23 protein-coding genes and 3 tRNA genes are annotated in these 24,557 nt (G+C 63.1%); 2 read left to right on the plus strand and 24 right to left on the minus strand.

Features of this window, described 5'->3' with window-relative positions; all coding sequences use genetic code 11:
- Positions 1-5: 5 nt before the first annotated feature.
- The 10 genes from rplW to rpoB all read right to left on the minus strand — a co-directional run bounded on the left by rplW (position 6) and on the right by rpoB (position 13,841).
- The gene (rplW, locus tag AB1384_03720; protein ID MEW6553381.1) at positions 6-299 is read right to left on the minus strand and encodes a 50S ribosomal protein L23; all 294 of its coding nucleotides are present in this window, start codon (positions 297-299) and stop codon (positions 6-8) included.
- Entirely contained in the window at positions 283-921 is a 639-nt protein-coding gene (rplD, locus tag AB1384_03725) for a 50S ribosomal protein L4 (GenBank protein MEW6553382.1), read from the minus strand. The genes rplW and rplD overlap by 17 nt, the downstream gene beginning before the upstream one ends.
- A gap of 15 nt (positions 922-936) precedes the next feature.
- Complete coding sequence (gene rplC / locus AB1384_03730) at positions 937-1,599, minus strand: 50S ribosomal protein L3 (protein MEW6553383.1); 663 nt, start codon at positions 1,597-1,599, stop codon at positions 937-939.
- Between the two features lie 53 nt (positions 1,600-1,652).
- The gene (gene rpsJ, locus AB1384_03735) at positions 1,653-1,967 is read right to left on the minus strand and encodes a 30S ribosomal protein S10 (protein ID MEW6553384.1); all 315 of its coding nucleotides are present in this window, start codon (positions 1,965-1,967) and stop codon (positions 1,653-1,655) included.
- A gap of 4 nt (positions 1,968-1,971) precedes the next feature.
- Positions 1,972-3,174 carry an elongation factor Tu gene (gene tuf, locus AB1384_03740; GenBank protein ID MEW6553385.1) on the minus strand — a complete coding sequence of 401 codons (1,203 nt, stop codon included), beginning with the start codon at positions 3,172-3,174 and terminating at the stop codon, positions 1,972-1,974.
- Between the two features lie 88 nt (positions 3,175-3,262).
- Complete coding sequence (gene fusA / locus AB1384_03745; GenBank protein ID MEW6553386.1) at positions 3,263-5,392, minus strand: elongation factor G; 2,130 nt, start codon at positions 5,390-5,392, stop codon at positions 3,263-3,265.
- Between the two features lies 1 nt (position 5,393).
- Entirely contained in the window at positions 5,394-5,864 is a 471-nt protein-coding gene (gene rpsG / locus AB1384_03750; GenBank protein MEW6553387.1) for a 30S ribosomal protein S7, read from the minus strand.
- 22 nt (positions 5,865-5,886) lie between these two features.
- Positions 5,887-6,264 (minus strand): 30S ribosomal protein S12, encoded by a 378-nt coding sequence (gene rpsL, locus AB1384_03755; protein MEW6553388.1) that lies wholly within the window; start codon positions 6,262-6,264, stop codon positions 5,887-5,889.
- Between the two features lie 116 nt (positions 6,265-6,380).
- Entirely contained in the window at positions 6,381-10,436 is a 4,056-nt protein-coding gene (locus AB1384_03760) for a DNA-directed RNA polymerase subunit beta' (protein ID MEW6553389.1), read from the minus strand.
- Between the two features lie 60 nt (positions 10,437-10,496).
- Positions 10,497-13,841 carry a DNA-directed RNA polymerase subunit beta gene (gene rpoB / locus AB1384_03765; GenBank protein MEW6553390.1) on the minus strand — a complete coding sequence of 1,115 codons (3,345 nt, stop codon included), beginning with the start codon at positions 13,839-13,841 and terminating at the stop codon, positions 10,497-10,499.
- A gap of 333 nt (positions 13,842-14,174) precedes the next feature.
- On the opposite strand from rpoB, the gene AB1384_03770 reads away from it, so the two are divergent.
- Positions 14,175-15,293 carry a 4Fe-4S double cluster binding domain-containing protein gene (locus AB1384_03770; protein ID MEW6553391.1) on the plus strand — a complete coding sequence of 373 codons (1,119 nt, stop codon included), beginning with the start codon at positions 14,175-14,177 and terminating at the stop codon, positions 15,291-15,293.
- Positions 15,294-15,570: 277 nt separating this feature from the next.
- Here the strand turns inward: AB1384_03770 and rplL are convergent, their stop codons facing one another.
- The 13 genes from rplL to AB1384_03835 all read right to left on the minus strand — a co-directional run bounded on the left by rplL (position 15,571) and on the right by AB1384_03835 (position 23,526).
- Positions 15,571-15,942 carry a 50S ribosomal protein L7/L12 gene (gene rplL, locus AB1384_03775; GenBank protein ID MEW6553392.1) on the minus strand — a complete coding sequence of 124 codons (372 nt, stop codon included), beginning with the start codon at positions 15,940-15,942 and terminating at the stop codon, positions 15,571-15,573.
- Positions 15,943-16,037: 95 nt separating this feature from the next.
- Positions 16,038-16,562 (minus strand): 50S ribosomal protein L10, encoded by a 525-nt coding sequence (gene rplJ, locus AB1384_03780; protein MEW6553393.1) that lies wholly within the window; start codon positions 16,560-16,562, stop codon positions 16,038-16,040.
- Positions 16,563-16,770: 208 nt separating this feature from the next.
- A complete protein-coding gene (gene rplA / locus AB1384_03785) occupies positions 16,771-17,496 on the minus strand; it encodes a 50S ribosomal protein L1 (GenBank protein ID MEW6553394.1) in 726 nt (241 codons plus the stop codon).
- Positions 17,497-17,663: 167 nt separating this feature from the next.
- A complete protein-coding gene (rplK, locus tag AB1384_03790; protein MEW6553395.1) occupies positions 17,664-18,089 on the minus strand; it encodes a 50S ribosomal protein L11 in 426 nt (141 codons plus the stop codon).
- A gap of 17 nt (positions 18,090-18,106) precedes the next feature.
- Complete coding sequence (nusG, locus tag AB1384_03795; protein MEW6553396.1) at positions 18,107-18,631, minus strand: transcription termination/antitermination protein NusG; 525 nt, start codon at positions 18,629-18,631, stop codon at positions 18,107-18,109.
- Between the two features lie 15 nt (positions 18,632-18,646).
- The gene (secE, locus tag AB1384_03800) at positions 18,647-18,940 is read right to left on the minus strand and encodes a preprotein translocase subunit SecE (GenBank protein ID MEW6553397.1); all 294 of its coding nucleotides are present in this window, start codon (positions 18,938-18,940) and stop codon (positions 18,647-18,649) included.
- A 27-nt stretch (positions 18,941-18,967) separates the two neighbouring features.
- Positions 18,968-19,044, minus strand: a tRNA-Trp gene (locus tag AB1384_03805).
- 73 nt (positions 19,045-19,117) lie between these two features.
- Positions 19,118-19,267 carry a 50S ribosomal protein L33 gene (gene rpmG, locus AB1384_03810; GenBank protein MEW6553398.1) on the minus strand — a complete coding sequence of 50 codons (150 nt, stop codon included), beginning with the start codon at positions 19,265-19,267 and terminating at the stop codon, positions 19,118-19,120.
- A gap of 269 nt (positions 19,268-19,536) precedes the next feature.
- Positions 19,537-20,739, minus strand: coding sequence for an elongation factor Tu (gene tuf / locus AB1384_03815; GenBank protein ID MEW6553399.1), 1,203 nt, complete (start codon positions 20,737-20,739; stop codon positions 19,537-19,539).
- Positions 20,740-20,804: 65 nt separating this feature from the next.
- Positions 20,805-20,881, minus strand: a tRNA-Met gene (locus tag AB1384_03820).
- A gap of 16 nt (positions 20,882-20,897) precedes the next feature.
- Positions 20,898-20,973: transfer RNA gene (locus tag AB1384_03825), tRNA-Thr, on the minus strand.
- 137 nt (positions 20,974-21,110) lie between these two features.
- A complete protein-coding gene (locus AB1384_03830; GenBank protein MEW6553400.1) occupies positions 21,111-21,791 on the minus strand; it encodes a DUF1638 domain-containing protein in 681 nt (226 codons plus the stop codon).
- A 154-nt stretch (positions 21,792-21,945) separates the two neighbouring features.
- Positions 21,946-23,526, minus strand: coding sequence for an FGGY-family carbohydrate kinase (locus tag AB1384_03835; protein MEW6553401.1), 1,581 nt, complete (start codon positions 23,524-23,526; stop codon positions 21,946-21,948).
- 198 nt (positions 23,527-23,724) lie between these two features.
- Between AB1384_03835 and AB1384_03840 the strand changes: the two genes are divergently transcribed.
- Entirely contained in the window at positions 23,725-23,850 is a 126-nt protein-coding gene (locus AB1384_03840) for a hypothetical protein (protein MEW6553402.1), read from the plus strand.
- Positions 23,851-23,956: 106 nt separating this feature from the next.
- Here the strand turns inward: AB1384_03840 and AB1384_03845 are convergent, their stop codons facing one another.
- Positions 23,957-24,532 carry an SCP2 sterol-binding domain-containing protein gene (locus AB1384_03845; GenBank protein ID MEW6553403.1) on the minus strand — a complete coding sequence of 192 codons (576 nt, stop codon included), beginning with the start codon at positions 24,530-24,532 and terminating at the stop codon, positions 23,957-23,959.
- Positions 24,533-24,557 lie beyond the last annotated feature (25 nt).

The following is a 24,557-nucleotide window of genomic DNA, read 5'->3' on the forward strand; positions in this document are numbered from 1 at the left end:
GCTTATCAGCCCAGCGGGCCCTCGAAAAACTCTATACTGTATCCCGGCGCCAGCGTGACCACGGCCTTCTTGCGCGCCGTGGTCTTGCCGGAGGTCCAGCCCTGCCGCTTCGGCTTGGGCGGGACCTTGATGGTGTTCACCCCGGTGACCTTGACGTTGAATATCTCCTCCACCGCCTTGCGCACCTCGGTCTTGTGGGCCTTGGGGTGCACCTCGAAGGTGTACTTGTTGTGGTCCAGGAGGGTGTAGCTCTTCTCCGAGATGATGGGCCGGATGATCACGTCATGCGCGTCCTTCATCTTCCACCCCTTCCTGCAGCTTATCCAGGGACGAACGCGTAAAGATCACCCTGTCGCTCGCCAGTATGTCGTAGGTATTGAGCTTCCACACCCAGGTCACCTCCACGAAGGGGAGGTTGCGCATGGACCTGACCAGGTTATGGTCCTCCTCCGCCAGCACCAGGAGTACGTAGTCGTCCACGCCCAGCGCCTGGAAGACGGCCGCGGCCAGCTTGGTCTTGGGTTCGGAGAGGGTGAAGTCCTCGAGCACCATCACCCGCCCCTCCTCGGCCCGCGCGCTCAGCGCGGATCGCAGGGCCAGCTTGCGCACCTTGCGGTTGACCTTGAAATCGAAATCGCGCGGCTGTGGCCCGTGCACGGTACCGCCTCCCCGCCACAACGGTGAACGGGATGAGCCGGCGCGCGCCCTGCCGGTGCCCTTCTGGCGCCAGGGCTTGCGCCCCCCGCCGCTGACCAGGCTGCGGGACTTGGTCGAGGCGGTGCCGCTGCGCGCGGCGGCCAGCTGGTGTCGCACCACCAGGTGCATGACGGGTATGTTCACCTCGCAACCGAAGAAGTAGTCGTGCAGCTGCACGTCTCCCTTCTCGTTGCCCTCTATATCGTAAACCTTCACTTCCCTCATGGTCTTTCCCGCCTATCAGGTGAGCACGTGCGCTCTTTTTTTACGCTTTTTTACCGACTTCACCGATTCCCTGATCAGCACCAGGCCGCCGTCCGGGCCCGGAACGCTGCCCTTGAGCAGCAGCAGGCTGCGCTCGGGCTTGATGTCCACGATCTCCAGGTTGAGGGTGGTGACCTTCTCCGCCCCCATGCGGCCCGGCATTCGCGCGCCCTTGAAAACGCGGGAGGGTGTAGCGCACGCGCCGATTGCGCCGGGGGCGCGGTGGAAGTGCGCTCCGTGGGAACCTGGTCCGCCCGCGAAATTGTGCCGCTTGATCACACCCGCGAAGCCCTTGCCCCGCGACCTGCCCGTGACGTCCACGCGATCGCCCTTACTGAAGGTGTCCACGGTTATCTCCTGCCCAACCCGGTAACCCGAGGGGTCATCGACTCGCAGCTCGGCCAGGTGACGCTGGGGCTGCAGTTCCCGGCTGGAGAAATGGCCTCTCTGCGGCTTGTTCAGCTTCTTCTCGCTGACGGGGCCGAAGCCCAACTGCAGGGCGTTGTAGCCTTCCTTCTCCACCGTTTTGATCTGGGTGACCGTGCAGGGCCCTGCCTCGACCACCGTCACCGGGATGACCTGGCCTTCCTCGGTGAAGATCTGCGTCATGGCTATTTTCTTGCCTAGTATTCCCTTCAACTTACCCACCTCTCAGCGGCGTCCCGCCCTCCCGGGCGGCGCCGGGGAAGAGTCTACAGTTTTATCTCGATATCCACTCCGGCTGGAAGGTCCATGCGCATGAGCGAGTCCACCGTCTTCGGCGTGGGCTCCATGATATCTATGAGCCTCTTGTGCACGCGCATCTCGAAATGCTCCCGTGAATCCTTGTTCACGTGTGGCGAACGTATCACGCAATAGACGTGCTTCTCCGTGGGCAGAGGCACCGGCCCGGAGATAGAAGCCCCCGTGCGCTTCGCGGTCTCCACGATCTGTCGCGCGGACCGGTCGACTATCTCGTGATCGTAGGCCTTCAGCCTGATCCTTATTTTCTGCTTCGCTTTCGCCATATCCCTACTTCTTTATCTCCGTTACCCTTCCCGCTCCCACGGTGCGGCCGCCCTCGCGGATGGCGAAGCGCAGGCCTTCCTCCATGGCGATGGGGTTGATGAGCTCCAGCTCCATCTCGATGTTGTCGCCGGGCATGACCATCTCCACGCCCTCGGGGAGCATGGCGGTGCCGGTGATGTCGGTGGTGCGGAAATAGAACTGGGGACGGTAGCCGCTGAAGAAGGGGGTGTGGCGGCCGCCCTCCTCGCGGGATAGCACGTACACCTGGGCCTTGAACTCGGTGTGGGGGGTGATGGAGCCGGGTATGGCCACCACCTGGCCGCGCTCCACGTCCTTGCGGCCGATGCCCCGCAGCAGCAGGCCCACGTTGTCGCCGGCCTGGCCCTCGTCCAGGATCTTTCTGAACATCTCCACCCCGGTGACCACCGTCTTCTTGGTGGGGCGGATACCCACGATCTCCACCTCGTCCCCGGTGTGGATGGCCCCGCGCTCGATGCGGCCGGTGACCACGGTGCCGCGGCCGGTGATGGAGAAGACGTCCTCGATGGCCAGCAGGAACGGCTTGTCCACGTCGCGGGCGGGGGTGGGGATGTAGTCGTCCACGGCGTCCATGAGCTCCATGACCGAGCCGCAGGACTCGCACTCGCGCTTGCCGCAGCCGCACTCCATGGCCTTGAGCGCCGAGCCGGCCACCACCGGGATGTCGTCGCCGGGGAACTCGTACTCGGTCAGGAGCTCGCGCACCTCCATCTCCACCAGCTCCAGCAGCTCGGGGTCGTCCACCATGTCCGCCTTGTTCAGATAGACCACCATGGCGGGGACGCCCACCTGGCGGGCCAGCAGGATGTGCTCGCGGGTCTGGGGCATGGGGCCGTCGGCGGCGGAGACCACCAGGATGGCCCCGTCCATCTGGGCGGCGCCGGTGATCATGTTCTTGATGTAGTCGGCGTGGCCGGGGCAGTCCACGTGGGCGTAGTGGCGCTTGTCGGTCTGGTACTCCACGTGGGCGATGGCGATGGTGATGCCGCGCTCCTTCTCTTCCGGAGCGTTGTCTATGGAGTCGAAGGACCGCACCTCCACCTCCTGGCCCTGGCTGGCCAGGCACCTGGTGATGGCCGAGGTGAGGGTGGTCTTGCCGTGGTCCACGTGTCCGATGGTGCCCACGTTCACATGTGGCTTGGTCCTTTCGAATTTCTTCTTGGCCATTTTATCTTCCTCCTGAATCGACTACGTGTCGCGCTCTGGACACAACTTCCCTATTCTAAATGCCTTAAGACCTGGAAACAAGCCTCATTTATTCTCCCCTGATACGGCGGACGATCTCGGCCGTGATCCCCGACGGCACCTCGCTGTAGTGCGAGAACTGCATGTGATGGGTGGCCCTTCCCTGGCTGAGCGACCGGATGTCTGTGGCGTAGCCGAAGGTCTCGGCCAGGGGGATGAGGGCGGTTACGATCTGCTGTTTGCCGCGCGTCTCCATGCCCTCGACCTTGCCGCGCCTGGCGTTGACATCGGCGATGATGTCGCCCAGGTATTCCTCCGCCACGGTGATCTGTACCTTCATCACCGGCTCTAACAATATGGGCTCCGCACGGCGCAGCGCCTCCTGCATGGCCGCTGAGCCCGCCGCTTTGAAGGCCAGCTCCGAGGAGTCGACCTCGTGGTAGGAGCCGCCTTTCAGGGTGACCTTCACGTCCACCACCGGGTAGCCGGCCAGGCTCCCGAACTCCATGGCGCCCTTGACGCCCTGCTCCGCCGCGGGGATGAAGTCCTTGGGGATGGCGTTACCGGTCACCTTGCTCTCGAACTGGAAGCCCTCTCCCGTGGGCAACGGCTCGATGTCGATGACCACGTGGCCGTACTGCCCGCGCCCCCCGGTCTGGCGGATGAACTTGCCCTCCACGCCACGGGCACTGCCCACGATGGTCTCGCGGTAGGAGACCTGGGGCCGGCCCACGTTGGCGCCCACCCCGAACTCCCTCAACAGGCGGTCCACGATTATCTCCAGGTGCAGCTCCCCCATACCCGAGATGATGGTCTGCCCCGTCTCCGGGTCCAGTTTCACCCGGAAGGTGGGGTCCTCGTCAGAGACGCGCTCCATGGCCGTGCTCAACTTGTCCTGGTCCGCCTTGGTCTTGGGCTCGATGGCCACTGAGATCACCGGCTCCGGGAATTCCATGGACTCCAAAAGGATGGGGCGGTGGGCAGAGCAGAGCGTATCCCCGGTGAAGGTATCTCGCAGCCCTACGGCGGCCACGATGTCCCCGGTGTAGATCGTCTCCCTCTCCGCGCGGTGGTTGGCGTGCATCTGCAGAAGGCGGCCGATGCGCTCTTTCCTCCTGCGGGTGCTGTTGTAGATGGTCGATCCCGCGCGCAGCGTGCCGGAATACACCCTAAGGTAGATGAGCTTGCCCACGTAAGGGTCGGATACCACTTTGAAGGCGAGGGCCGCGAATGGCTCGTCGTCCGAGGCCAGCCTGGTCTCCTTCTTCTCCTCCCTGCCCAGGTGGATACCCTCGACGGGTGGCACGTCCAGGGGGGAGGGAAGGTAGGCCACCACCCCGTCCAGGAGGGGCTGCACCCCCTTGTTACGGAAGGAGGAGCCGCAAAAGACCGGGGTTATCTCGCACGCGAGGACGCCGGCGCGCATGCCGCGCATGATGTCCTCGCCGCTGACCTTCTCCTCGCCCTGCAGGTATTTGTCCATGAGCTCATCGTCGTAGTGGGCGCAGGTCTCCACCATGGCATGGTGATAGAGCTCCGCCGCCACCGCGAGGTCCTCGGGGATCTCCCGCCACTCCCACTGCGTGCCCAGCTCGTCGGTGTATACGAGGGCGCGCATCTCCACCAGGTCCACGAACCCCCGGAAGTCGCCCTCAATGCCGATGGGGATCTGCACCGCCACCGGGCGGGTGTCGAAACGGTCCTCGATCATCTCCAGGCACTCGAAATAGTCGGCCCCGGGACGGTCCATCTTGTTTACGTAGCAGATACGCGGCACGCCGTAGTGGTCAGCCTGCCTCCACACCGTCTCCGTCTGCGGCTCCACCCCGGCCACGGCGTCCAGGATGGCGATGGCCCCGTCAAGCACCCTCAAGGAGCGTTCTACCTCTACCGTGAAGTCCACGTGGCCGGGAGTATCTATAATATTTATCTTATGGTCTTCCCAGAAACAGGTGGTCGCGGCGCTGGTGATGGTGATACCACGCTCCTGTTCCTGTACCATCCAGTCCATGACCGTAGACCCCTCGTGGACCTCGCCCATCTTGTAGGTCTTGCCGGTATAGAAGAGGATCCTCTCGGTCGTGGTGGTCTTGCCCGCATCGATATGGGAGATGATGCCGATATTGCGCACGCGCTCGAGGGGAAAGCGTTCCTCTTCCTGGGTCAATTTCTCCACCCTGCTCGAAGTCGTAACCTTCATGCTACCACCGGTAATGGGCAAATGCCTTGTTGGCCTCGGCCATCTTGTGCAGGTCTTCTTTTTTCTTGATCGAGGCGCCCATGCCGTTGGAGGCGTCCAAAAGCTCGTTCGCCAAGCGTTCCTTCATGGTCTTCTCCTTGCGCTGGCGCGTATAGTTGACGATCCACCGTATTGCCAGGGTGGTGCTGCGCCGCGGCCTCACTTCAACCGGCACCTGGTAACTGGCGCCGCCCACGCGGCGTGAGCGCACTTCCAGCACGGGGCGGACGTTGTCCGTCGCCTTGCGCAGAATCACCAGCGGGTCGTTTCCCGTCTTCTCGTGCAGGATATCCAGGGCACCGTAGACCACCTTTTCCGCCGTGCTCTTCTTGCCATCCAGCATGATCTTGCGGATATATTGCTCAACCAGGACGCTGTGATACCTGGTATCCGGCGGTATCTCCCGCTTTGGCGCTGGTCCTTTTCTCGGCATCTTAACTCCTCGATTCCTCGGCCTACAGGCCGGCCGTCTTCTTCGTCCCGTAACGGGAGCGCGACTGCTTGCGGTCCACCACTCCGGCAGCGTCCAGGGTGCCGCGGATGATCTTGTAGCGTACTCCCGGGAGGTCCTTAACCCTGCCGCCCCTCACCAGGACTATGGAATGTTCCTGCAGGTTATGCCCTATCCCCGGTATGTAGGAGGTGACCTCGATGCCGTTGGTGAGCCTGACCCTGGCGATCTTGCGCAAGGCCGAGTTGGGCTTCTTGGGGGTCGATGTCTTTACCTGCGTACAGACTCCCCGCCGCTGCGGGCATCCCTGCAGCGCCGGCGTCTTGGTCTTCTTACGCTTGTCCGTGCGGCCCTTGCGCACCAACTGGTTTATGGTCGGCAAACCTACCTCCTCCGGAGAAAAATTACCTTCTCTACCTGCTTTTTTACAATAAACACACCAAGGCGAAAGTTTACCATCACCCTATACGGGTGTCAATCGACCGCGTTTCCGCGGGATCAGGACTCTTCCGCCTCCTCCTCTTCTTCCACTTCCTCGGCTTCCTCCAGCACGATCTCCTTGAGCAGGCCCGATTTCTTCAGCTCCTCAACGTTGCTCTTGCCCAGGCCGGCTTCATAGAGGTCGTCCTCGTTCACCCTCAGCAGGTCCCCCCTGGTGTTGATGTTCGCCGCCTTGAGCATATTCTTGGTGCGTGTAGAGAGCTCCAGGTCAGCGATGGCCGTCTCGTCTGCCTCCAGCACCGCCGAAACTGCCTCGGCTCCGAAGAGGTTCTCCAGCTCCTCCACCGTAGGCGCACCTGTCCTTCCGGCGCCGGTGGTCAAGGCCTCCACCTCTTCCAGGAGACTGATGCCCACGTGCTTGGGTTTGACCTTGATATTGCGGTAGCAGCTCATCCCGGTCCCCGCTGGGATCAGCTTGCCGATGATAACGTTCTCCTTGAGCCCAAGCAGGGGATCCACCCTGCCAGATATGGCCGCGTCGGTGAGTACCCGTGTGGTCTCCTGGAAGGAAGCCGCCGAGAGGAAAGAATCGGTGGCCAGGGAGGCCTTGGTGATGCCCAGCAGCATCTGGCGTGCCGACGCCGGCTCGCCTCCCTCCGCCGTCACCATCTCGTTGACCTCGGCGAAGACTTTGCGGTCCGACTTCTCCCCGGGCAACAGTTCCGTGTCGCCGGCCTCCACCACTTCCACTTTCTTCATCATCTGGCGCACGATGAGTTCGATGTGCTTGTCGTGGATATCCACGCCCTGGCTCCTGTAGACCTCCTGCACCTCCTGGACCATGTACAACTGGGCCGCCTGCGGGCCGAGCACGCGCAGTATGTCGTGGGGATTGGCCGAGCCCTCGATGAGCTGGTCTCCGGCCGCCACCTCCTGGCCATCGCGCACCCTCAAGCGGGCACGTCGCGGCACCTGATAGGAGCGCTCCTTGTTGCCTGAGCCGGTGATGGTTATCTTGCGCGCCTTCTCCGACTCCTCGATCTCCACCTTGCCCGAGATGTCCGCGATGACCGCCTGGCCCTTGGGCTTGCGCGCCTCGAACAGCTCCACCACCCTGGGCAAGCCGTGGGTGATGTCCTCCCCCGCTACGCCCCCGGTATGGAAGGTGCGCATGGTTAGCTGGGTGCCGGGCTCTCCGATGGACTGGGCGGCGATGATCCCCACCGCCTCACCTATCTCCACCAGCCTGCCGGTGGCCAGCATGGTACCGTAGCAGCGACTGCATACTCCGTTGCGCGCCTCGCAGGTCAAGACCGAGCGCACCATGACCTCCTCTATACCTGCCTTGGACAGCCTTTCCGCCGCCTCCAGGTCGATCTCGGCGTTCTTGGCCAGCAGCACTTCCTTGGTCTTTGGGTGGGATACCCGCTTCAGGGTGACCCGGGCGGCAAGCGAGTTGTTCAGCTCTCCCTGGGCGTTGAGCACCTTGACCGGGATGCCCTTGTCGGTGCCGCAATCGAGCTCCCGCACGATCACTTCCTGGGACACGTCCACGAGTCGCCGGGTGAGGTAGCCGGAGTCCGCGGTCCTGAGCGCGGTATCGGCCAGGCCCTTCCTGGCCCCATGGGTGGAGATGAAGTACTCGAGCACCGTCAGCCCCTCGCGGAAGTTTGACTTGATGGGACGGTCGATTATCTCTCCCTTGGGGTTGGCCACCAGGCCGCGCATGCCTGCCAGCTGGCGTATCTGCTTGATGTTGCCGCGCGCTCCCGAGTTGGCCATGAGGAAGATGGGGTTGAAGGTGTCGAAACTGCGCTCCATGGCCTCGGTCACCTCGTCGGTGGCCTCGGTCCACAGCTCCACCACCCGCTGGTGGCGTTCGTCATCGGTGATGAGACCGCGCTTGTAGTTCTCCTCTATTTTCTCCACCTCCGCCTCCGGGGTCTCTAGGATGCGTTCCTTATCCGGAGGGACGGTAATATCCTGCACGGAGATGGTGATACCGGCCAGGGTGGCGAAATGGAAACCTACCCGCTTGATGTTGTCCAGGATCTCGGCCGTCTTCACGGTGTCATAGCGGACGGCTATGTCCGTTACGATGTGCTGCAGGTTGGATTTGTTTATGGGCTCGTTGATATACGGGTAGTCCTCGGGCAGCGCCGAGTTGAAGATGACCCGGCCCACCGAGGTGTCGATGATCTTGTGGGGACGGCCCTTCTTGCGGATGCGCACTTTCACCGGGGCGTGCAGTGCCACCTCCTTGAACTCGTAGGCCATGACGGCTTCGTCCGCCGAGGCAAAGATCTTGCCCTCGCCCTTCTCCCCCTCCTTGATCACCGTGAGATAAGAGGCCCCCAGCACCATGTCCTGGGTGGGGGTGGTGATGGGGCGCCCGTGGGCCGGGGAGAGGATGTTGTGGGCCGAGAGCATGAGGATGCGCGACTCCGCCTGCGCCTCGCTTGACAGCGGCAGGTGGACGGCCATCTGGTCGCCGTCGAAGTCGGCGTTGAAGGCGGTGCACACCAGGGGGTGTATCTGGATGGCCTTGCCCTCCACCAGCACCGGCTCGAAGGCCTGGATACCCAGGCGGTGCAGGGTGGGGGCACGGTTCAGGAGCACCGGGTGCTCCTGGATGACCTCGTCCAGCACGTCCCACACCTCGGGGCGCTGACGTTCCACCATGCGCTTGGCGCTCTTGATGTTCTGGGCGTATTCCTTGTCCACCAGTAATTTCATCACGAAAGGCTTGAACAGCTCCAGGGCCATCTGCTTGGGCAGGCCGCACTGGTGCAGCTTGAGGTTGGGCCCCACCACGATGACCGAGCGGCCGGAGTAGTCGACCCTCTTGCCCAGCAGGTTCTGGCGGAAGCGTCCCTGCTTTCCCTTGAGCATGTCGGAGAGGGACTTCAGCGGCCGATTGCCAGGTCCGGTCACCGCGCGGCCGCGGCGTCCGTTGTCGAAGAGGGCGTCCACCGCTTCCTGCAGCATCCGCTTCTCGTTGTTGACGATTATCTCCGGGGCCCCCAGGTCGAGCAGCCTCTTCAGGCGGTTGTTGCGGTTGATTACCCTGCGGTAGAGGTCGTTCAGGTCCGAAGTGGCGAAACGCCCGCCGTCAAGCTGCACCATTGGGCGCAGGTCGGGAGGGATCACCGGGATGCAGCCCAGGACCATGGCCGTGGGGTCGTTCTCGGTTGAGAGGAACGCCGCCACCACCTTGAGGCGCTTGGTGGCCCTCTGCCTCTTCTGCCCCTTGGAGGTGCGGATGGCCTCCCGCAGCTCGGCGGCCTCGGCCTCCAGGTCCACCCCCGCCAGCATCTCCCGCATGGCTTCGGCGCCCATGCCGCCGCGGAAGTAGTCGCCGTAGCGCTCGCGCATCTCGCGGAAGAGCATCTCGTCCCCCACCAGTTGCCTGACCTCGAGGGCCTTGAACTCCTCGAAGACCCGCTTAAGCTCCTCGACCCGGCGCTTGGCCTTGTCCTCGATGGACTTGATCTCCTTCTCCAGGGCCTGTGGCTTGGGCTTGGGGGTTATCTCCTCCTCCTCCTCGGCCTCCTCGGCCTCCTCCTCCTCGGCCTCCTCCTCGGGGGGATTGCGCAGCTCTTCGATCCTCTCCCGCGCCGTCTCCTCGATCTCGGAGATCTCCTCGTTCAGCTCCTCCTCCAGCATGGAGAGGTCCTTATGCCGTTTCTCCTCGTCCAGGTAGGTGACGATATAGGAGGCGAAATAGAGTATCTTTTCCAGGTCCTTGGGGGCGATGTCCAGTAGGTAGCCCATGCGCGAGGGCACGCCCTTGAAGTACCAGATATGGGCGACGGGGGCGGCCAGCTCTATGTGGCCCATCCTCTCACGGCGCACGCGGGCGCGGGTTACCTCCACCCCGCAGCGCTCGCAGATGATGCCCTTGAAGCGTACCCGCTTATACTTGCCACAGTAGCACTCCCAGTCGCGGGTGGGGCCGAAGATCTTCTCGCAGAAGAGCCCGTCCTTCTCCGGCTTGAGGGTGCGGTAGTTGATTGTCTCAGGCTTCTTCACCTCTCCATGGGACCAGCTCCGTATCTGATCCGGAGTGGCCAGACCGATCTTGAGCTTGTCGAAGTCGTTGACGTCCAGCAAGGGACCAACCTCCTTAAAACGTCGCCTTTATCGTTTCACGCGGCGTGATATCCGTCACGGTCAGAAATCCTCCGGCCTCTCGGCCTCCAGCTCCTCCTCGGTGCGGGTGGAGAGGAGGGCCGCCGATGCGCTGCGCAGGTCGATGCCCAGGTCCTCTGCGGTGCGCATAAGGTCCTCATCGGACTCCCGGATCTCTATCTCCACGCCCTCCTCGGAGAGCACCTCCACGTTGAGGCAGAGGGCCTGCATCTCCTTGACCAGGACCTTGAAGGACTCCGGGATGCCCGGCTCGGGGATGTTCTCACCCTTGACGATGGCCTCGTACACCTTCACCCTGCCCATGACGTCGTCGGACTTCACGGTGAGCAGCTCCTGCAGGGTATAGGCGGAGCCGTAGGCCTCCAGGGCCCACACCTCCATCTCCCCGAACCTCTGGCCGCCGAACTGCGCCTTGCCTCCCAGGGGCTGCTGGGTGACCAGGGAGTAGGGGCCGGTGGAGCGGGCGTGTATCTTGTCGTCCACCAGGTGGAGCAGTTTCATGACGTAGATGTAGCCCACGGTGATGGGCTGGTCGAACGGTTCCCCGCAGATCCCGTCGTATAGCACGGTCTTGCCGGACTCGGGGAGCTCCGCCTGCCTGAGGGCTTCCTCGATCTCGTGTTCCCTGGCGCCGTCGAAGACGGGGGTGGCCACGTACACCGGGCCGTCCGCCCTGTTCGCTCCCTTCTTTGGCCAGCCCTCGAAGGCGGCCCAGCCCAGGTGGGTCTCGAGGATCTGCCCGATGTTCATGCGCGAGGGCACGCCCAGGGGGTTCAATACCAGGTCCACCGGGGTGCCGTCCTCCATGAAGGGCATGTCCTCCAGGGGGAGGATTTTGGAGATGACCCCCTTGTTGCCATGGCGCCCGGCCAGCTTGTCGCCGTCGGAGATCTTGCGCACCTGGGCCACGTAGGCCCTGACCATCTGGTTGACGCCCGGCGGCAGCTCGTCGCCGGCGTCGCGGGTGAAGACCTTGACGTCGATGACCTTGCCGGACTCACCGTGGGGCACCTTGAGGGAGGTGTTGCGCACTTCGCGGGCCTTCTCCCCGAAGATGGCCCGCAGCAGCCTCTCCTCCGCCGTGAGCTCGGTCTCGCCCTTGGGGGTCACCTTGCCCACCAGGATGTCGCCCGGGTTTACCTCGGCTCCCACTCGGATGATGCCCATCTCGTCCAGGTCCTTGAGCATCTCCTCGCTGACGTTGGGGATGTCGCGGGTTATCTCCTCCGGGCCCAGCTTGGTATCGCGGGCGTCCACCTCGTGCTCCTCGATATGGATACTGGAGAGCAGGTCGTCGTAGACCATGCGCTCCGATACGATGATGGCGTCCTCGTAGTTGTAACCCTCCCAGGGCATGAAGGCCACCAGCAGGTTCTTGCCCAGGGCTATCTCCCCGCGGTCCGTGGAAGGGCCGTCGGCGATGATCTCGCCCTCCGTGACCTTCTGCCCCTCGTCCACGATAGGCTTCTGGTTGACGCAGGTGCCCTGGTTTGAGCGGCGGAACTTGGCCACCCTATATATATCTGTGTCGCCGTTCTTCCTCTTGACCTCGATACGGTCTGCGTCCACGTAGGAAACCGTGCCGTCGGCCACGGCGATGATGACGTCGCCGGTGTCCTTGGCCGCCCGGTATTCCATACCCGTGCCGATGAGCGGGGCCTCGGAGCGCAGCAGCGGCACCGCCTGGCGCTGCATGTTGGAGCCCATAAGCGCCCGGTTGGCGTCGTCGTGCTCCAGGAAGGGTATGAGCGCGGTGGCCACGGATACGATCTGGCGCGGCGAGACGTCCATGTAGTCCACGTCCTCGGGGTGCGCCGCCACTACGTTGCCGCCCTTGATGCGGCAGAGGATGGTGGGGTTCTCGAAGCGCCCCCGCTTGTCCACCGGCGCGTTGGCCTGGGCGAGGACGTACTTCTCTTCCTCGTCGGCGGTGAGGTAGACGATCTCGTCCGTGACCCTTCCCTTCACCACCTTGCGGTAGGGGGTCTCGATGAAACCGAACTCGTTCACCTGGGCATAGGTTGCCAGGGACCCGATCAGCCCGATGTTGGGGCCTTCCGGGGTCTCGATGGGGCACATGCGCCCGTAGTGCGAGGGGTGCACGTCGCGCACCTCGAAGCCGGCCCGCTCGCGCGAGAGGCCTCCCGGCCCCAGGGCGGAGAGGCGGCGCTTGTGGGTGAGGCCCGCCAGCGGGTTGGTCTGGTCCATGAACTGCGAGAGCTGGCTGGAGCCGAAGAACTCCTTGATGGCCGCCACCACCGGCCTGATGTTGATGAGGTTCTGGGGGGTGATGGCCTCCACCTCCTGGGTGGTCATCCTCTCCCGCACCACCCTCTCCATACGGGCCAGGCCGATGCGCACCTGGTTCTGTATGAGTTCCCCCACCGAACGCACGCGGCGGTTGCCGAAATGGTCGATGTCGTCGGCCTCCTCCACGTCGCTCTCGATGATGTTGAGCAGGTAACGGATGGTCTGCAGAACATCATCGAAGGTGAGAGTGGTGATGGACAGGTCGATGTCCAGCCCCAGCTTCTTGTTGAGCTTGTAGCGGCCCACCCGGGCCAGGTCGTAACGCTTGCGGTTGAAGAAGAGGTTATCGAGCAGGGTGTTGGCCGAGTCCGCCGTGGGCGGCTCGCCGGGCCTGAGCTTGCGGTAGATGTCCACCAGGGCTTCCTCGCGGTTGCCGGTATGGTCCTTCTCCAGGGTGGTCTCGATGAGCGGCGAGTTCCCGAAGAAGGAGAGGATCTGGTCGTCCCCTTCGTAACCCATGGCGCGCAGCAATACCGTCACCGGCTGCTTCCTCTTGCGGTCTATCCTGACCCCGATGACGTCGCGCTTGTCCGTCTCCAGCTCCAGCCATGCCCCCCGCGATGGGATGATCTTGGCGTAATAGAGCTCCTTGTCCGAGGCCTTGTCCAGCTCCTTGTCGAAGTAGACCCCCGGGGAGCGCACCAGCTGGGACACCACTACCCTCTCGGTGCCGTTGATGATGAAGGTGCCCTTGTCGGTCATGAGGGGGAAGTCCCCCATGAAGACCACCTGTTCCTTGATCTCGCCCGTCTCGCGGTTGATGAACCGCACGGTGGCGAAGAGTGGCGAGGAATAGGTCATGTCCTTTTCCTTGCACTCGTCGACATCGTACTTGGGTTCCTGGAACTGGTGGTCCCCGAACTCGACCGCAAGGTTGCCCGTGAAGTCCTCGATGGGCGAGATGTCCTCAAAGACCTCGCGCAACCCCTCGGTGCGGAACCACTCGAAGGACTTTCTCTGGATGTCGATGAGGTTGGGCACGGTCAGGATCTCCGGGATCTTGGCGAAGTTTCTTCTCACGCGACCGCCATGGGTTTGGTTCACCGTTTCCCTCACTCCTTTTCCCTCGCAAGGCGCAAAAAATCCCTACACATACGCAAAGCCTAATATTATGATAAATAAGGGTGGGGTGTCAAATACAAGGTAGGCATAAGACACCACGCTCCGGGCGCGATCCTCGCTAACCTACAGGATAGCATCTCCGCGGTCATATGTGCCATTTTCTTTCGGACCTCGGCCCCTGGAGGAAGGGGTTCGCCGCGTAGTCCGGAGATCCATGGAGCCGACGCAGGTCTCATGTGATGGCGAGTGGGCCATGAAAAACACTGGACCCAGCGACGCGGGAGGATGCTCAATGCGCTTTCCTGCGATAACGGTTATATTAGCTGCATGAACATAAAGGAGAGGCTGCGGGAGAGAGCGCTTGAACTGGGTTTCGCCGCGGTGGGTTTCACCACTGCGGGGCAGATGCCGGTCTATACGGCCGAGGTCGCGACCAGGCCGGAGATGTATGCCTGGGTAAACACCGATTTCTTCAGCACCCTGCGCGGGGCGGATCCAGCTTCCAAGCACCCCTGGGCCCGTTCCCTGATGGTACTGGCGCGCAACTATTACCGGCGCGGTTTCCCCGATGAGTTGATCGGGCTCTATGGACGGTGCTACCTCGTGGACGAGCGCAAGGTACGGGGGGAGGAGTTCGCGAGGATCAAAGCCCTGTTTGACTTCGCGCGCCTGGAGGGAATAAGGATACAGTTCGACGACGAGATACCGGCGCGCATGACGGCTGCCCTGGCAGGCATCGCCACCTATGGCAAGAATTGCTTCGTTTTCTGCCGGGACGCCATAAAGGGCTCGTCCTGGCTGGAGAGCATCCCCCTGCTACTGGATGCCGATCTGGACCCGGACGAGCCTTCACTGGAAGTGGATTGCCCTCCCAATTGCGACAATCGCTGCATCAAAGCCTGCCCGACCGGCGCCCTTTACGAGCCCCTCAAGATGAACCCCTTCCGCTGCATCGCGTTCAACTCATATTATGGGGCGGACATCACCCCGAAAGAGCTGCGTGAGCCCATGGGCGCCTGGGTCTACGGCTGCGACCTGTGCCAGGAGGCCTGCCCCCGCAACCGCCCCTGGATGAGGACGGTACTGCCCCCCGACCAGGACCTGGCATCCAGGGCCGCCGATTACCGCCTTGCCTCCCTGCTCCACATGGACCAGGATTTCTACGAGGATAGAATATGGCCGAGGTTCTTCTATATGTCCCGTTCCCGGGTTGACCGCTGGCAGATGAACGCCGCCAGGGCGCTGGGCAACCTCAAGGATCCAGGTTTCGTACCCGACCTGGAGAGATCGCTCTGTGAGAGCCCCTTCTACAATGTCAGGGGCATGAGCGCCTGGTCCCTGGGTCGCATCGGCGGGAGCAAAGCCCGCTCCCTTCTGGAGAGGCGGCTGGGGATGGAGGAGGGCGTCGTCGCCGAGGAGATCCGGGCAGCGTTGGAGGGGGAATAACCGGGAGCGCCGTCCCTGGCAGTCCGGATTTACAATACCGCCTGGTGGTCAACAGGTCTAACGCGGTCCTTACGCAATGGCGACCGGGGCCGGCATGGACGGTGGCCCCAGCGCCATGCATCGCTGGCAAAAGCGCGCGGATGCACCTACTTCCGAACGTAAACGTGCCAGGCCCGGCCGACCGGAATCGGCCGGGCCTGGCACCGTCGCGTCATCCTCCGGGTGCTGCTGTCGCTTACGCGATGCAGTCTGCCGAGGGGGGCCCAAAAGACCCGGGTTACTTTATCTCGACCTGGGCGCCGGCGTCGCGCAACTGTTCCGCGATGCGGTCTGCCTCGTCCTTTGAGATCTTCTCCTTGACCGCCTTGGGGGAGTCGTCCACAAGGGCTTTGGCCTCTTTCAGGCCCAGTCCGGTGATGGCCTTGACCTCCTTGATGACCTGCACCTTACGGTCACCGGCAGCCAGAAGGACGACGTCGAACTCCGTCTTCTCGCCCTCCTCGGCAGCGGCCTCTCCGCCCGCGGCAGCGGCCCCGCCGGCCGCCATTACCGCCATGGGCGCCGCGGCGGTCACCCCGTACTTCTCCTCGAGGGCCTTCACCAGCTCGTTGAGTTCGAGCACGGTCATGGCGTCTATGGCCTCGAGCATCTCATCCAGACCGATCTTCTTCTCCGCCAATTCTCACACCTCCAGGTTGCATATCGCCTCGATTCCCGCATACCCCAGGTAGGGACACGGCGACATCAGGCGGCCTCCGACTTTGAATCCGCCACCGCCTGCAGCGCGTACACCAGCTTGCGGCAGGGGCCGGCAAGCACGTTGTGCAGGCCGTATATGGGCGACTTGAGGGCGCCGCTGACCTTGGCCAGCAGTACCTCGCGGGAAGGCAGCAGCGCGAGGCTGCGCACGTCGGCCGCCTCCAGCACCTTGCCCTCCATGAACCCGCCCTTGATCTCGAGCTTCTGATTGTTGCGCAAGAAGGCCACCAGCTCCTTGGCCACCACCATGGGGTCGCCAGCGCAGAAGGCGGCCGCCACCGGCCCCACCAGCAGACTGCTCATTCCCTCGTAGCCCGTATCCCTGATGGCCAGCAAGGTCAGGGTGTTCTTGAGCACGCGGTACTCCGCGCCCAGGTCCCGCAGATGAAAGCGCAGGTTGTTGATCTCCTCGACGTTCAAACCGCTGAAGTCCGTGAGGAAGATCACCTGGTGGTCAAGGAACATCTTCCTGATCTCTTCCACCCTGGCTATCTTCTCAGCTCTGGCCACATCCTCCTCCTTCCTATCTTCCCGGCGTGTCAGCCGCCCGGCCGGTTCCGATCAGCCGGGCCTGATACCCGTTAAAACAATACCCCTCGCGGAGAGCGAGGGGTGACATGCATATGCGTGTTCATCCAGCCTCCGCGGGTCGGTATTAAGCCCTTACGGACGCCCGCTTCTCAGGCAAACAAGAAATTATCATGCGCGGCCGGGTGCGTCAAGCGGTCGCTTCCTGCTGCTCCGCCAGGACATCCCTCACCGCGAGGGTATCCACCTTGACGCCAGGCCCCATGGAAACCGAGAAGGTGATGCTCTTGAGGTAGCGACCCTTCGCCGCCGCCGGCTTGGCCCGGATGATCTCCTCCAGCACCGCCACGTAGTTCTCGAGGAGGCTGCGCTCGTCGAAGCTCTTCTTGCCCAGGATGAGATGGAGGTTTCCCTGCCGGTCCACGCGGTACTCTATCTTGCCCGCTTTGATGTCCTTGACCGCCTTTTCCACCTCGAAGGTCACCGTGCCCACCTTGGGATTGGGCATGAGGCCCCGCGGCCCCAGCAGTTTGCCCAGCTTTCCCACCTGGGACATCATGTCCGGGGTGGCTATCATGGCGTCGAACTCGAACCAGCCGCCCTGGATCCGCTCGAGGACCTCCGGACCCCCTACGACATCCGCTCCCGCGGCCTCCGCGTCCCGTGCCTTGTCCCCCTGGGCGATCACCAGCACGCGCATCTCCTTGCCGGTGCCGTGGGGAAGGCTCACGGTGCCGCGGATCATCTGGTCGGCCTTGCGGGGGTCCACGCCCAGACGGAAGGCCACCTCGACCGTGTCATCGAAGCGGCTCCCCGGCATCTTCTTGATGATGGCCATGGCTTCCCGGGGATGGTATAGCTTCTGGTGGTCGTAAAGCTCCAGTGCCTGCCGGTAACGCTTACTTCTCTTCTTCAATCCGTTCACCTCCGTGGTTCACGCGGGTTTTCACCCTCCCACACCGTTCCGTATTGGTACATCTTCCTTTAGCTCAGGGGGTTCCCGTCGCGGGGGACGCGGCCCACTGGCCGCCTTGCGCCTCCGTGGTCATGCCGGGCCTGCGGCCCTCCCACCTGAGTTACTCGTTACTGCTCGACGGTGATGCCCATGCTGCGGGCAGTACCCTCGATGATGCGCGCGGCCGCCTCCAGGTCCTTGGTGTTGAGGTCGGCCAACTTCTGCTGGGCGATATCCAGCACGTCCTGGCGGGAAAGGCGGGCTACCTTCTGCATGTTGGGCTCGCTGGAGCCCTTATCGATACCCGCTTTCTGCTTGAGCAGCACCGCCGCCGGCGGGGTCTTGGTCACGAAAGAGAAACTGCGGTCTTCGTAGACGGTGATCTCCACCGGGATGATCGTCCCCATCTGGGACTGGGTCTGTGCGTTATAGGCCTTGCAGAACTCCATGATGTTCACGCCGTGCTGGCCCAGGGCCGGACCCACCGGGGGTGCCGGGTTCGCCTGTCCGGCGGATATCTGCAGCTTGATCTTGGTTATGACCTTCTTGGCCATCTCTCTCCTCTTCCTCCTTACAGTTTTGTCACCTGGTCGAAGGTGAGTTCGACCGGCGTCTCGCGCCCGAAGATGGACACCATCACCTTGAGCTTGCTCTGATCGATGTTGATCTCGGAGATGGTACCGCTCATGTCCGCGAAGGGTCCGGCGGAGACCCGCACGCTCATCCCGTCCTCGAACTCGGTCTTGGGGCGGGGCTTCTCCGCCGCCGGCCGTTTGAGCAGCTTGATCGCCTCGGTTTCGGTCAACGGCGTCGGCTTGGCGCTCGAGCCGACGAAGCCGGTGACGCCCGGGGTGTTGCGCACCACATACCAGCTGTCGTCGTCCAGCTCCATGTTCACCAGGATATATCCCGGGAGCATCTTCTTCTGCACCACTTCCTTCTTGCCCGCCTTGATCTCCATGACGTCCTCGGTCGGGACCACTACCTTGAAGATCATCTCCCCCATGTCCATGGATTCTATGCGGTGCTCGAGGTTGCTCTTCACCTTGTTCTCATAGCCGGCGTATGTGTGTATCACGTACCACTTGGGGTCCATTCTCGCTCTCCCGATCTACAAGATGATCACGTCCACCAGCTTGGTGAACAGGATGTCGGCAAAGTACACGATTCCGCCCATGAGGACCACGGTCACCAGCACCACTATGGTGTACGACACCACCTCGTCCCTGGTAGGCCAGGTCACCTTCTTCATCTCCGCGCGGACCTCCGTCAGAAACTGGGAAACGGTCACCCTCTGCTTCTTGGGTCCGCCTTTCTTGCGGCCGCCGCCCGACTTCTTCAGCTGGGCCTTCTTCTTCTCCATGCCCAGCTTCTGCTGCATGCGGCGCATCTCTCGGCTCGGCACTTCGCCTCCTCTTTCTCACAAAAATAATGGCAGGCCTGGAGGGATTCGAACCCCCAACTTCCGGTTTTGGAGACCGGCGCTCTACCAGTTGGAGCTACAGGCCTACACTTATCCCTTAAGCCGGGTGCTCACTCTCAGGGCAGTTGGAAGCACCCTCCTCGCTTTCATTATATTAGCCTAGCGTGTCTCCCGGTGCAAAGTATGCGTGCGGCACCACGGACAGTATTTCTTCAGTTCGATCCTGTCCGGGTCGTTGCTCTTGTTCTTCTTCGTCGCGTAGTTGCGCCGCTTGCACTCGGTGCAAGCCATCGTCACCAGTATCCTCATCTGCTTACTCCTGCCGTATTCTGGAACCGAAGAGTAAAGCTACCACCGCCTCAGAGCGCTGTCAATCCCGCCGCCACGCGCGATAGCCCGCACCGCGCAAGCGATCGTGCCGTTATTTAACCGCGGGTAAGCGCCTCCGCACGGGAGGTGTCGCGGCCTGGCCCCAGTCATATCTTTTTCGCGGCGGTGTCCCGGCGCCATGACGTTTCCGAATATCGTGGCCCGGCACGCATGCGATCGCACTGTCATCGAGCCTCCGGTCCTTGTGATCACTTCTTTATCTCCGTTACCCTTCCCGCTCCCACGGTGCGGCCGCCCTCGCGGATGGCGAAGCGCAGGCCTTCCTCCATGGCGATGGGGTTGATGAGCTCCAGCTCCATCTCGATGTTGTCGCCGGGCATGACCATCTCCACGCCCTCGGGGAGCATGGCGGTGCCGGTGATGTCGGTGGTGCGGAAATAGAACTGGGGACGGTAGCCGCTGAAGAAGGGGGTGTGGCGGCCGCCCTCCTCGCGGGATAGCACGTACACCTGGGCCTTGAACTCGGTGTGGGGGGTGATGGAGCCGGGTATGGCCACCACCTGGCCGCGCTCCACGTCCTTGCGGCCGATGCCCCGCAGCAGCAGGCCCACGTTGTCGCCGGCCTGGCCCTCGTCCAGGATCTTTCTGAACATCTCCACCCCGGTGACCACCGTCTTCTTGGTGGGGCGGATACCCACGATCTCCACCTCGTCCCCGGTGTGGATGGCCCCGCGCTCGATGCGGCCGGTGACCACGGTGCCGCGGCCGGTGATGGAGAAGACGTCCTCGATGGCCAGCAGGAACGGCTTGTCCACGTCGCGGGCGGGGGTGGGGATGTAGTCGTCCACGGCGTCCATGAGCTCCATGACCGAGCCGCAGGACTCGCACTCGCGCTTGCCGCAGCCGCACTCCATGGCCTTGAGCGCCGAGCCGGCCACCACCGGGATGTCGTCGCCGGGGAACTCGTACTCGGTCAGGAGCTCGCGCACCTCCATCTCCACCAGCTCCAGCAGCTCGGGGTCGTCCACCATGTCCGCCTTGTTCAGATAGACCACCATGGCGGGGACGCCCACCTGGCGGGCCAGCAGGATGTGCTCGCGGGTCTGGGGCATGGGGCCGTCGGCGGCGGAGACCACCAGGATGGCCCCGTCCATCTGGGCGGCGCCGGTGATCATGTTCTTGATGTAGTCGGCGTGGCCGGGGCAGTCCACGTGGGCGTAGTGGCGCTTGTCGGTCTGGTACTCCACGTGGGCGATGGCGATGGTGATGCCGCGCTCCTTCTCTTCCGGAGCGTTGTCTATGGAGTCGAAGGACCGCACCTCCACCTCCTGGCCCTGGCTGGCCAGGCACCTGGTGATGGCCGAGGTGAGGGTGGTCTTGCCGTGGTCCACGTGTCCGATGGTGCCCACGTTCACATGTGGCTTGGTCCTTTCGAATTTCTTCTTGGCCATTTTGACCCTCCTCGATAAAGCTCCGGACTTCTCTATATCTGGGCGACTCGCGCCCTCTCCTCTCCTGGTAGCGGTGAGAGGATTTGAACCTCTGACCTCACGGGTATGAACCGTGCGCTCTAACCAACTGAGCTACACCGCCTTGCAGGTGGAAAAAATGGAGCCCGCTAGCAGATTCGAACTGCTGACCCCATCCTTACCATGGATGTGCTCTACCTGCTGAGCTAAGCGGGCTCGTCAATCCTCCAGCGCGTTAATTATGTTACACCAACGTATGTGGTGAAACAACAATCCCGGCCCTTTGTAAAAGAGCAAGCGGGTGAGACTTGCATCTGAGCGTTGGGCGTGAACGCGTGAACCCGCCTGACCGCCTATTGGTCCGATGCGACCAGAAACATCGCCAGGGTGGTCTCCTGCCCGGGTTCGACCACGACGTATTCCGAGTTCCAGTCCCCGTCGAGCATGGCGCGCAACATGCGGTTGGACCCCGGTATCTCCTCGTAGTTGAGCTCCAGGGTATCGGCCATGGACTTCGCCGCGGCCCGGAACTCGTCCAGGAGGTAGTTGCCGGTGTTGATGAGCACCACGCGCTTGTAATTGGCCAGCATCACCTTGGTGACACGCATCGCTCTATCCTCGCCGTACTTCTCCACCAGGCGCATGTAATCGTTGATAGGCAGTTCCGCCGCCTTGATCCACCCCTTGGTGAGGAAATAAGTGCCCGGCTCCTCGCGCAATCTCCGCAGGTGTTCCTGCCTGGAGCCCAGGAAGAGAGCGATGCAGTCATCCACCCGGGGGATGATGATACGGTGGTCCCGCGATACCAGCCCCACCGCCGCATTGGAGCACAGTCCGTAACCGAGCACGACGTCACCTTCTCCGGGCACGGCGTCTATCTCTCTCTGCAGTGTCTCGCGCAACTTCTCGGGGTGGACGTGCAGCCCGAACTCCAGCTCCCTGAGCTCCTCTTCAGGCACGCCCATGAGGCGCAGCTCCTCCGCCACGGTGGCGCAGGCTATGATCTTCCTGCCGTTGCCGCCCGCATCTTTCATCTCTTCTCTCCTGGCCTCGGCCTGACGTCTTCGCGCCGTCCCCCCGTGTCCGCGCTGCCACCTATTTTACCCCCGGCATGCGTCGCGATACATGATGCGTTCAGGCCACGCGCCGTGCGGCGCCGTCGTTCCGCGGCAATATCGCAAGCCGCCCTCATCGGGCAGCGGCGCGGTTGAGCCTGGCGCATGCGCCGGACAGCCTGGGATAGAGACATCGAAAGGCACCGTACAGTTCGTCATAGATAGGGCAGCAGTCAGGCCGCGGCTCGAAAGACTTCCTGACCCGCACGGCCTCCTTGATCAGTCGGAAGGACCCGCGTTCCCCCACGGCCAGCGCGGCGGCCAGGGCGCAGCCCATGGCCCCCGCTTCCTGGGGATGCTCCACCGCCTCCACGCGACGCCTGGTGACGTCGGCTATGATCTGCATCCACACGTCGCTCTTGGCGCCGCCGCCGATGGCCCGGAGGGGATCGCAGGCGAATCCGGCCCCCGCCGCCGCATCCAGCAGCCAGCGCAGGTTGAAGGCGACGCCCTCGTAGATGGCGCGCAACATGTGGTCCCTGCCATGCTCCAGGCTGAGGTTGACGAAAGAGGCGCGTACGCTGGTGTCGGTCACCGGGGACCTCTCGCCGAACATCCAGGGGGCGAAGAGCATCCTGCCGGCGCCCGGTCCGGTGCCAACGACGATGCCGTCCAGGGCGCGGAACACGTCGCCTTCGCCATCCTCCCGTCCCATGGCATCGGGAGGATAGAGGTTGCCCGCGAACCACTCCAGGCAAGCCCCCGCCGTCTCCGATTCCCCGATCATGAGGTACATATCCGGGTCGGCGGATACCACGGGCGCGATGCCGTTCCTGCCGAGGTTGCGGGGGCGTGAGACCGAGAGGCAAAGCCAGCTCGAGGTGCCGATGTTGATATGGGCATCGCCGTCATCCAGCGCACCCGAGCCGGCGGCGGCGGCGGGGATATCGGACATGCCCGCGATGACGGGCGTACCGGCGTCCAGGCCCATCTCCCGCGCTGCCTCCTCCCGCAGGGTGCCCACGACATCGATGCTCGACCTGATGGGCGGCATCTTCTCCAGGTCCAGGCCCACCAGTCTGGCCAGCGGGCGGGACCACTCCCTCCTGCGGCCCGCGAGGATGCCCGTGCCCCCCGCCCCGGTGTGGTCCATGGCCATCTCACCCGTGGCGCGGTGGACGAGGTATCCCGTGGCATCGAGAAAGCAGCGGGTGGAACGGAAGAGCTCCGGCTCGTTCTCCCGCAACCAGGCCAGTTTGCAGATGACGTCCTTCCCGGAGGGCTCCGCTCCCGCCACGCGGATGACCACCCTGCGGCCGCCGAACCTGCGGATTATGCGGGCCGCCTGTTCGTCGGCCCGGCTGTCCAGCCATATGATGGCCCGGCACAGGGGGGCTCCCTCGCCCCCCACGGGCACTATCCCCAGCATCTGGCCCGCGAACCCCAACCCCACCACCCGGCCGGGGTCGATGCCGCTCTCTCCCATCATGCGGCGCGTGGCCGAGGCCGTCGCCCGCCACCAGTCCCCGGGGTCCTGCTCCGCCCAGTTCGGCCGGGGATGGTAGATGGGGTAGGGCTCGAAGCTGCGTGCCAGCAGTTCGCCTCCGGTGGTGGCCAGAACGCTCTTGCATCCTCCGGTCCCGATATCGTGGCCTATCACGTAGCCATGCAAGCTCTTGTCCTTTCTCCTCCCGCCAATGACATTGTAATCCATCCATCGCGCCGGCCCCCAGACAGGAGATCAGGGTGCGTTAGATGCCGCCTGGCATCCGGGAACGGTTCGCTTTGCTGCATGAGGCTGCCATGGCGGCATCGCGGTCTCTTTCCTTTATATGGGGAAGGAATAAACCGGCTGAAGTGGAAATATATATCAGGAGAACGTGAGATCACGAGAGCACAAGGGAGGCCGAAGATGGAGATCAAATGCATGGGGTTGTGCGATGAATGCCCCATATCGTCCTGCTCGCTGCATCCGAGCTTCCAGCTGTTCATACAGGCGTACCTGAGGGACATGACCATGAAGGCCCGTCGCCGTTGAGGGACCGGGTGCGGCCCGGGAAGGGCGGAGGCGGGATGACATGGTCCCGCCTCCGCTTTGTCTTTCGCCGGTGTGATATCGGCTGCCGGCGTATAGCCGCTGAGGTTCAGGTCATCAGGTTGCCCAGGGACATGGCGAAGGGCATGTCGCCCTCGATCTTCATCTTCCCGGTCATGAAAGCGGTGGGACCCGCCAGCTCTCCCCTCTGCATCGCGGCCCAGTCCTCGAGCGCGATCTTGAAGGTAACCTGGGGCGAGTCCGCGTTATTGAAGACCACCTTGAGATCGGCCACCGACCCGTCCGGCACCGTCATCTCCACGTTCATGGTGCCCTTGGTGGATGCAAGCGTGTCGTACCTCTTGCGGTTGGCGTTCTGGCTCATGTCCGTGAACATGTCCATGGCGCCTTCCATCTTTCCGGTTACCGCCTTGCGCCATACGTCCTCGCTGATGACGACCTTGATCATGGGGCTGTCGAGGGCGCCCTCGCTCACCGTCAGCTCCTTGGCGTCCTTGACGGTGATGCCGTACTTGTATTCCTGATCGCCCTGGATGTCGAACTCCACCGACATCTCCGTGCCCTCCATGCCGGTGATGGCGGAGCCGGAGAGCTGCTCGTCGACCATCTTGGGCACTACCTCCTCGAAATACTCCTTCACGCCGATGTTCTCGGGAACGTCCATTCCGACCTCCTTCTTATTACTGCCT

The sequence above is a fragment of the Actinomycetota bacterium genome (genome assembly GCA_040757835.1).
Classification (GTDB): domain Bacteria; phylum Actinomycetota; class Geothermincolia; order Geothermincolales; family RBG-13-55-18; genus SURF-21.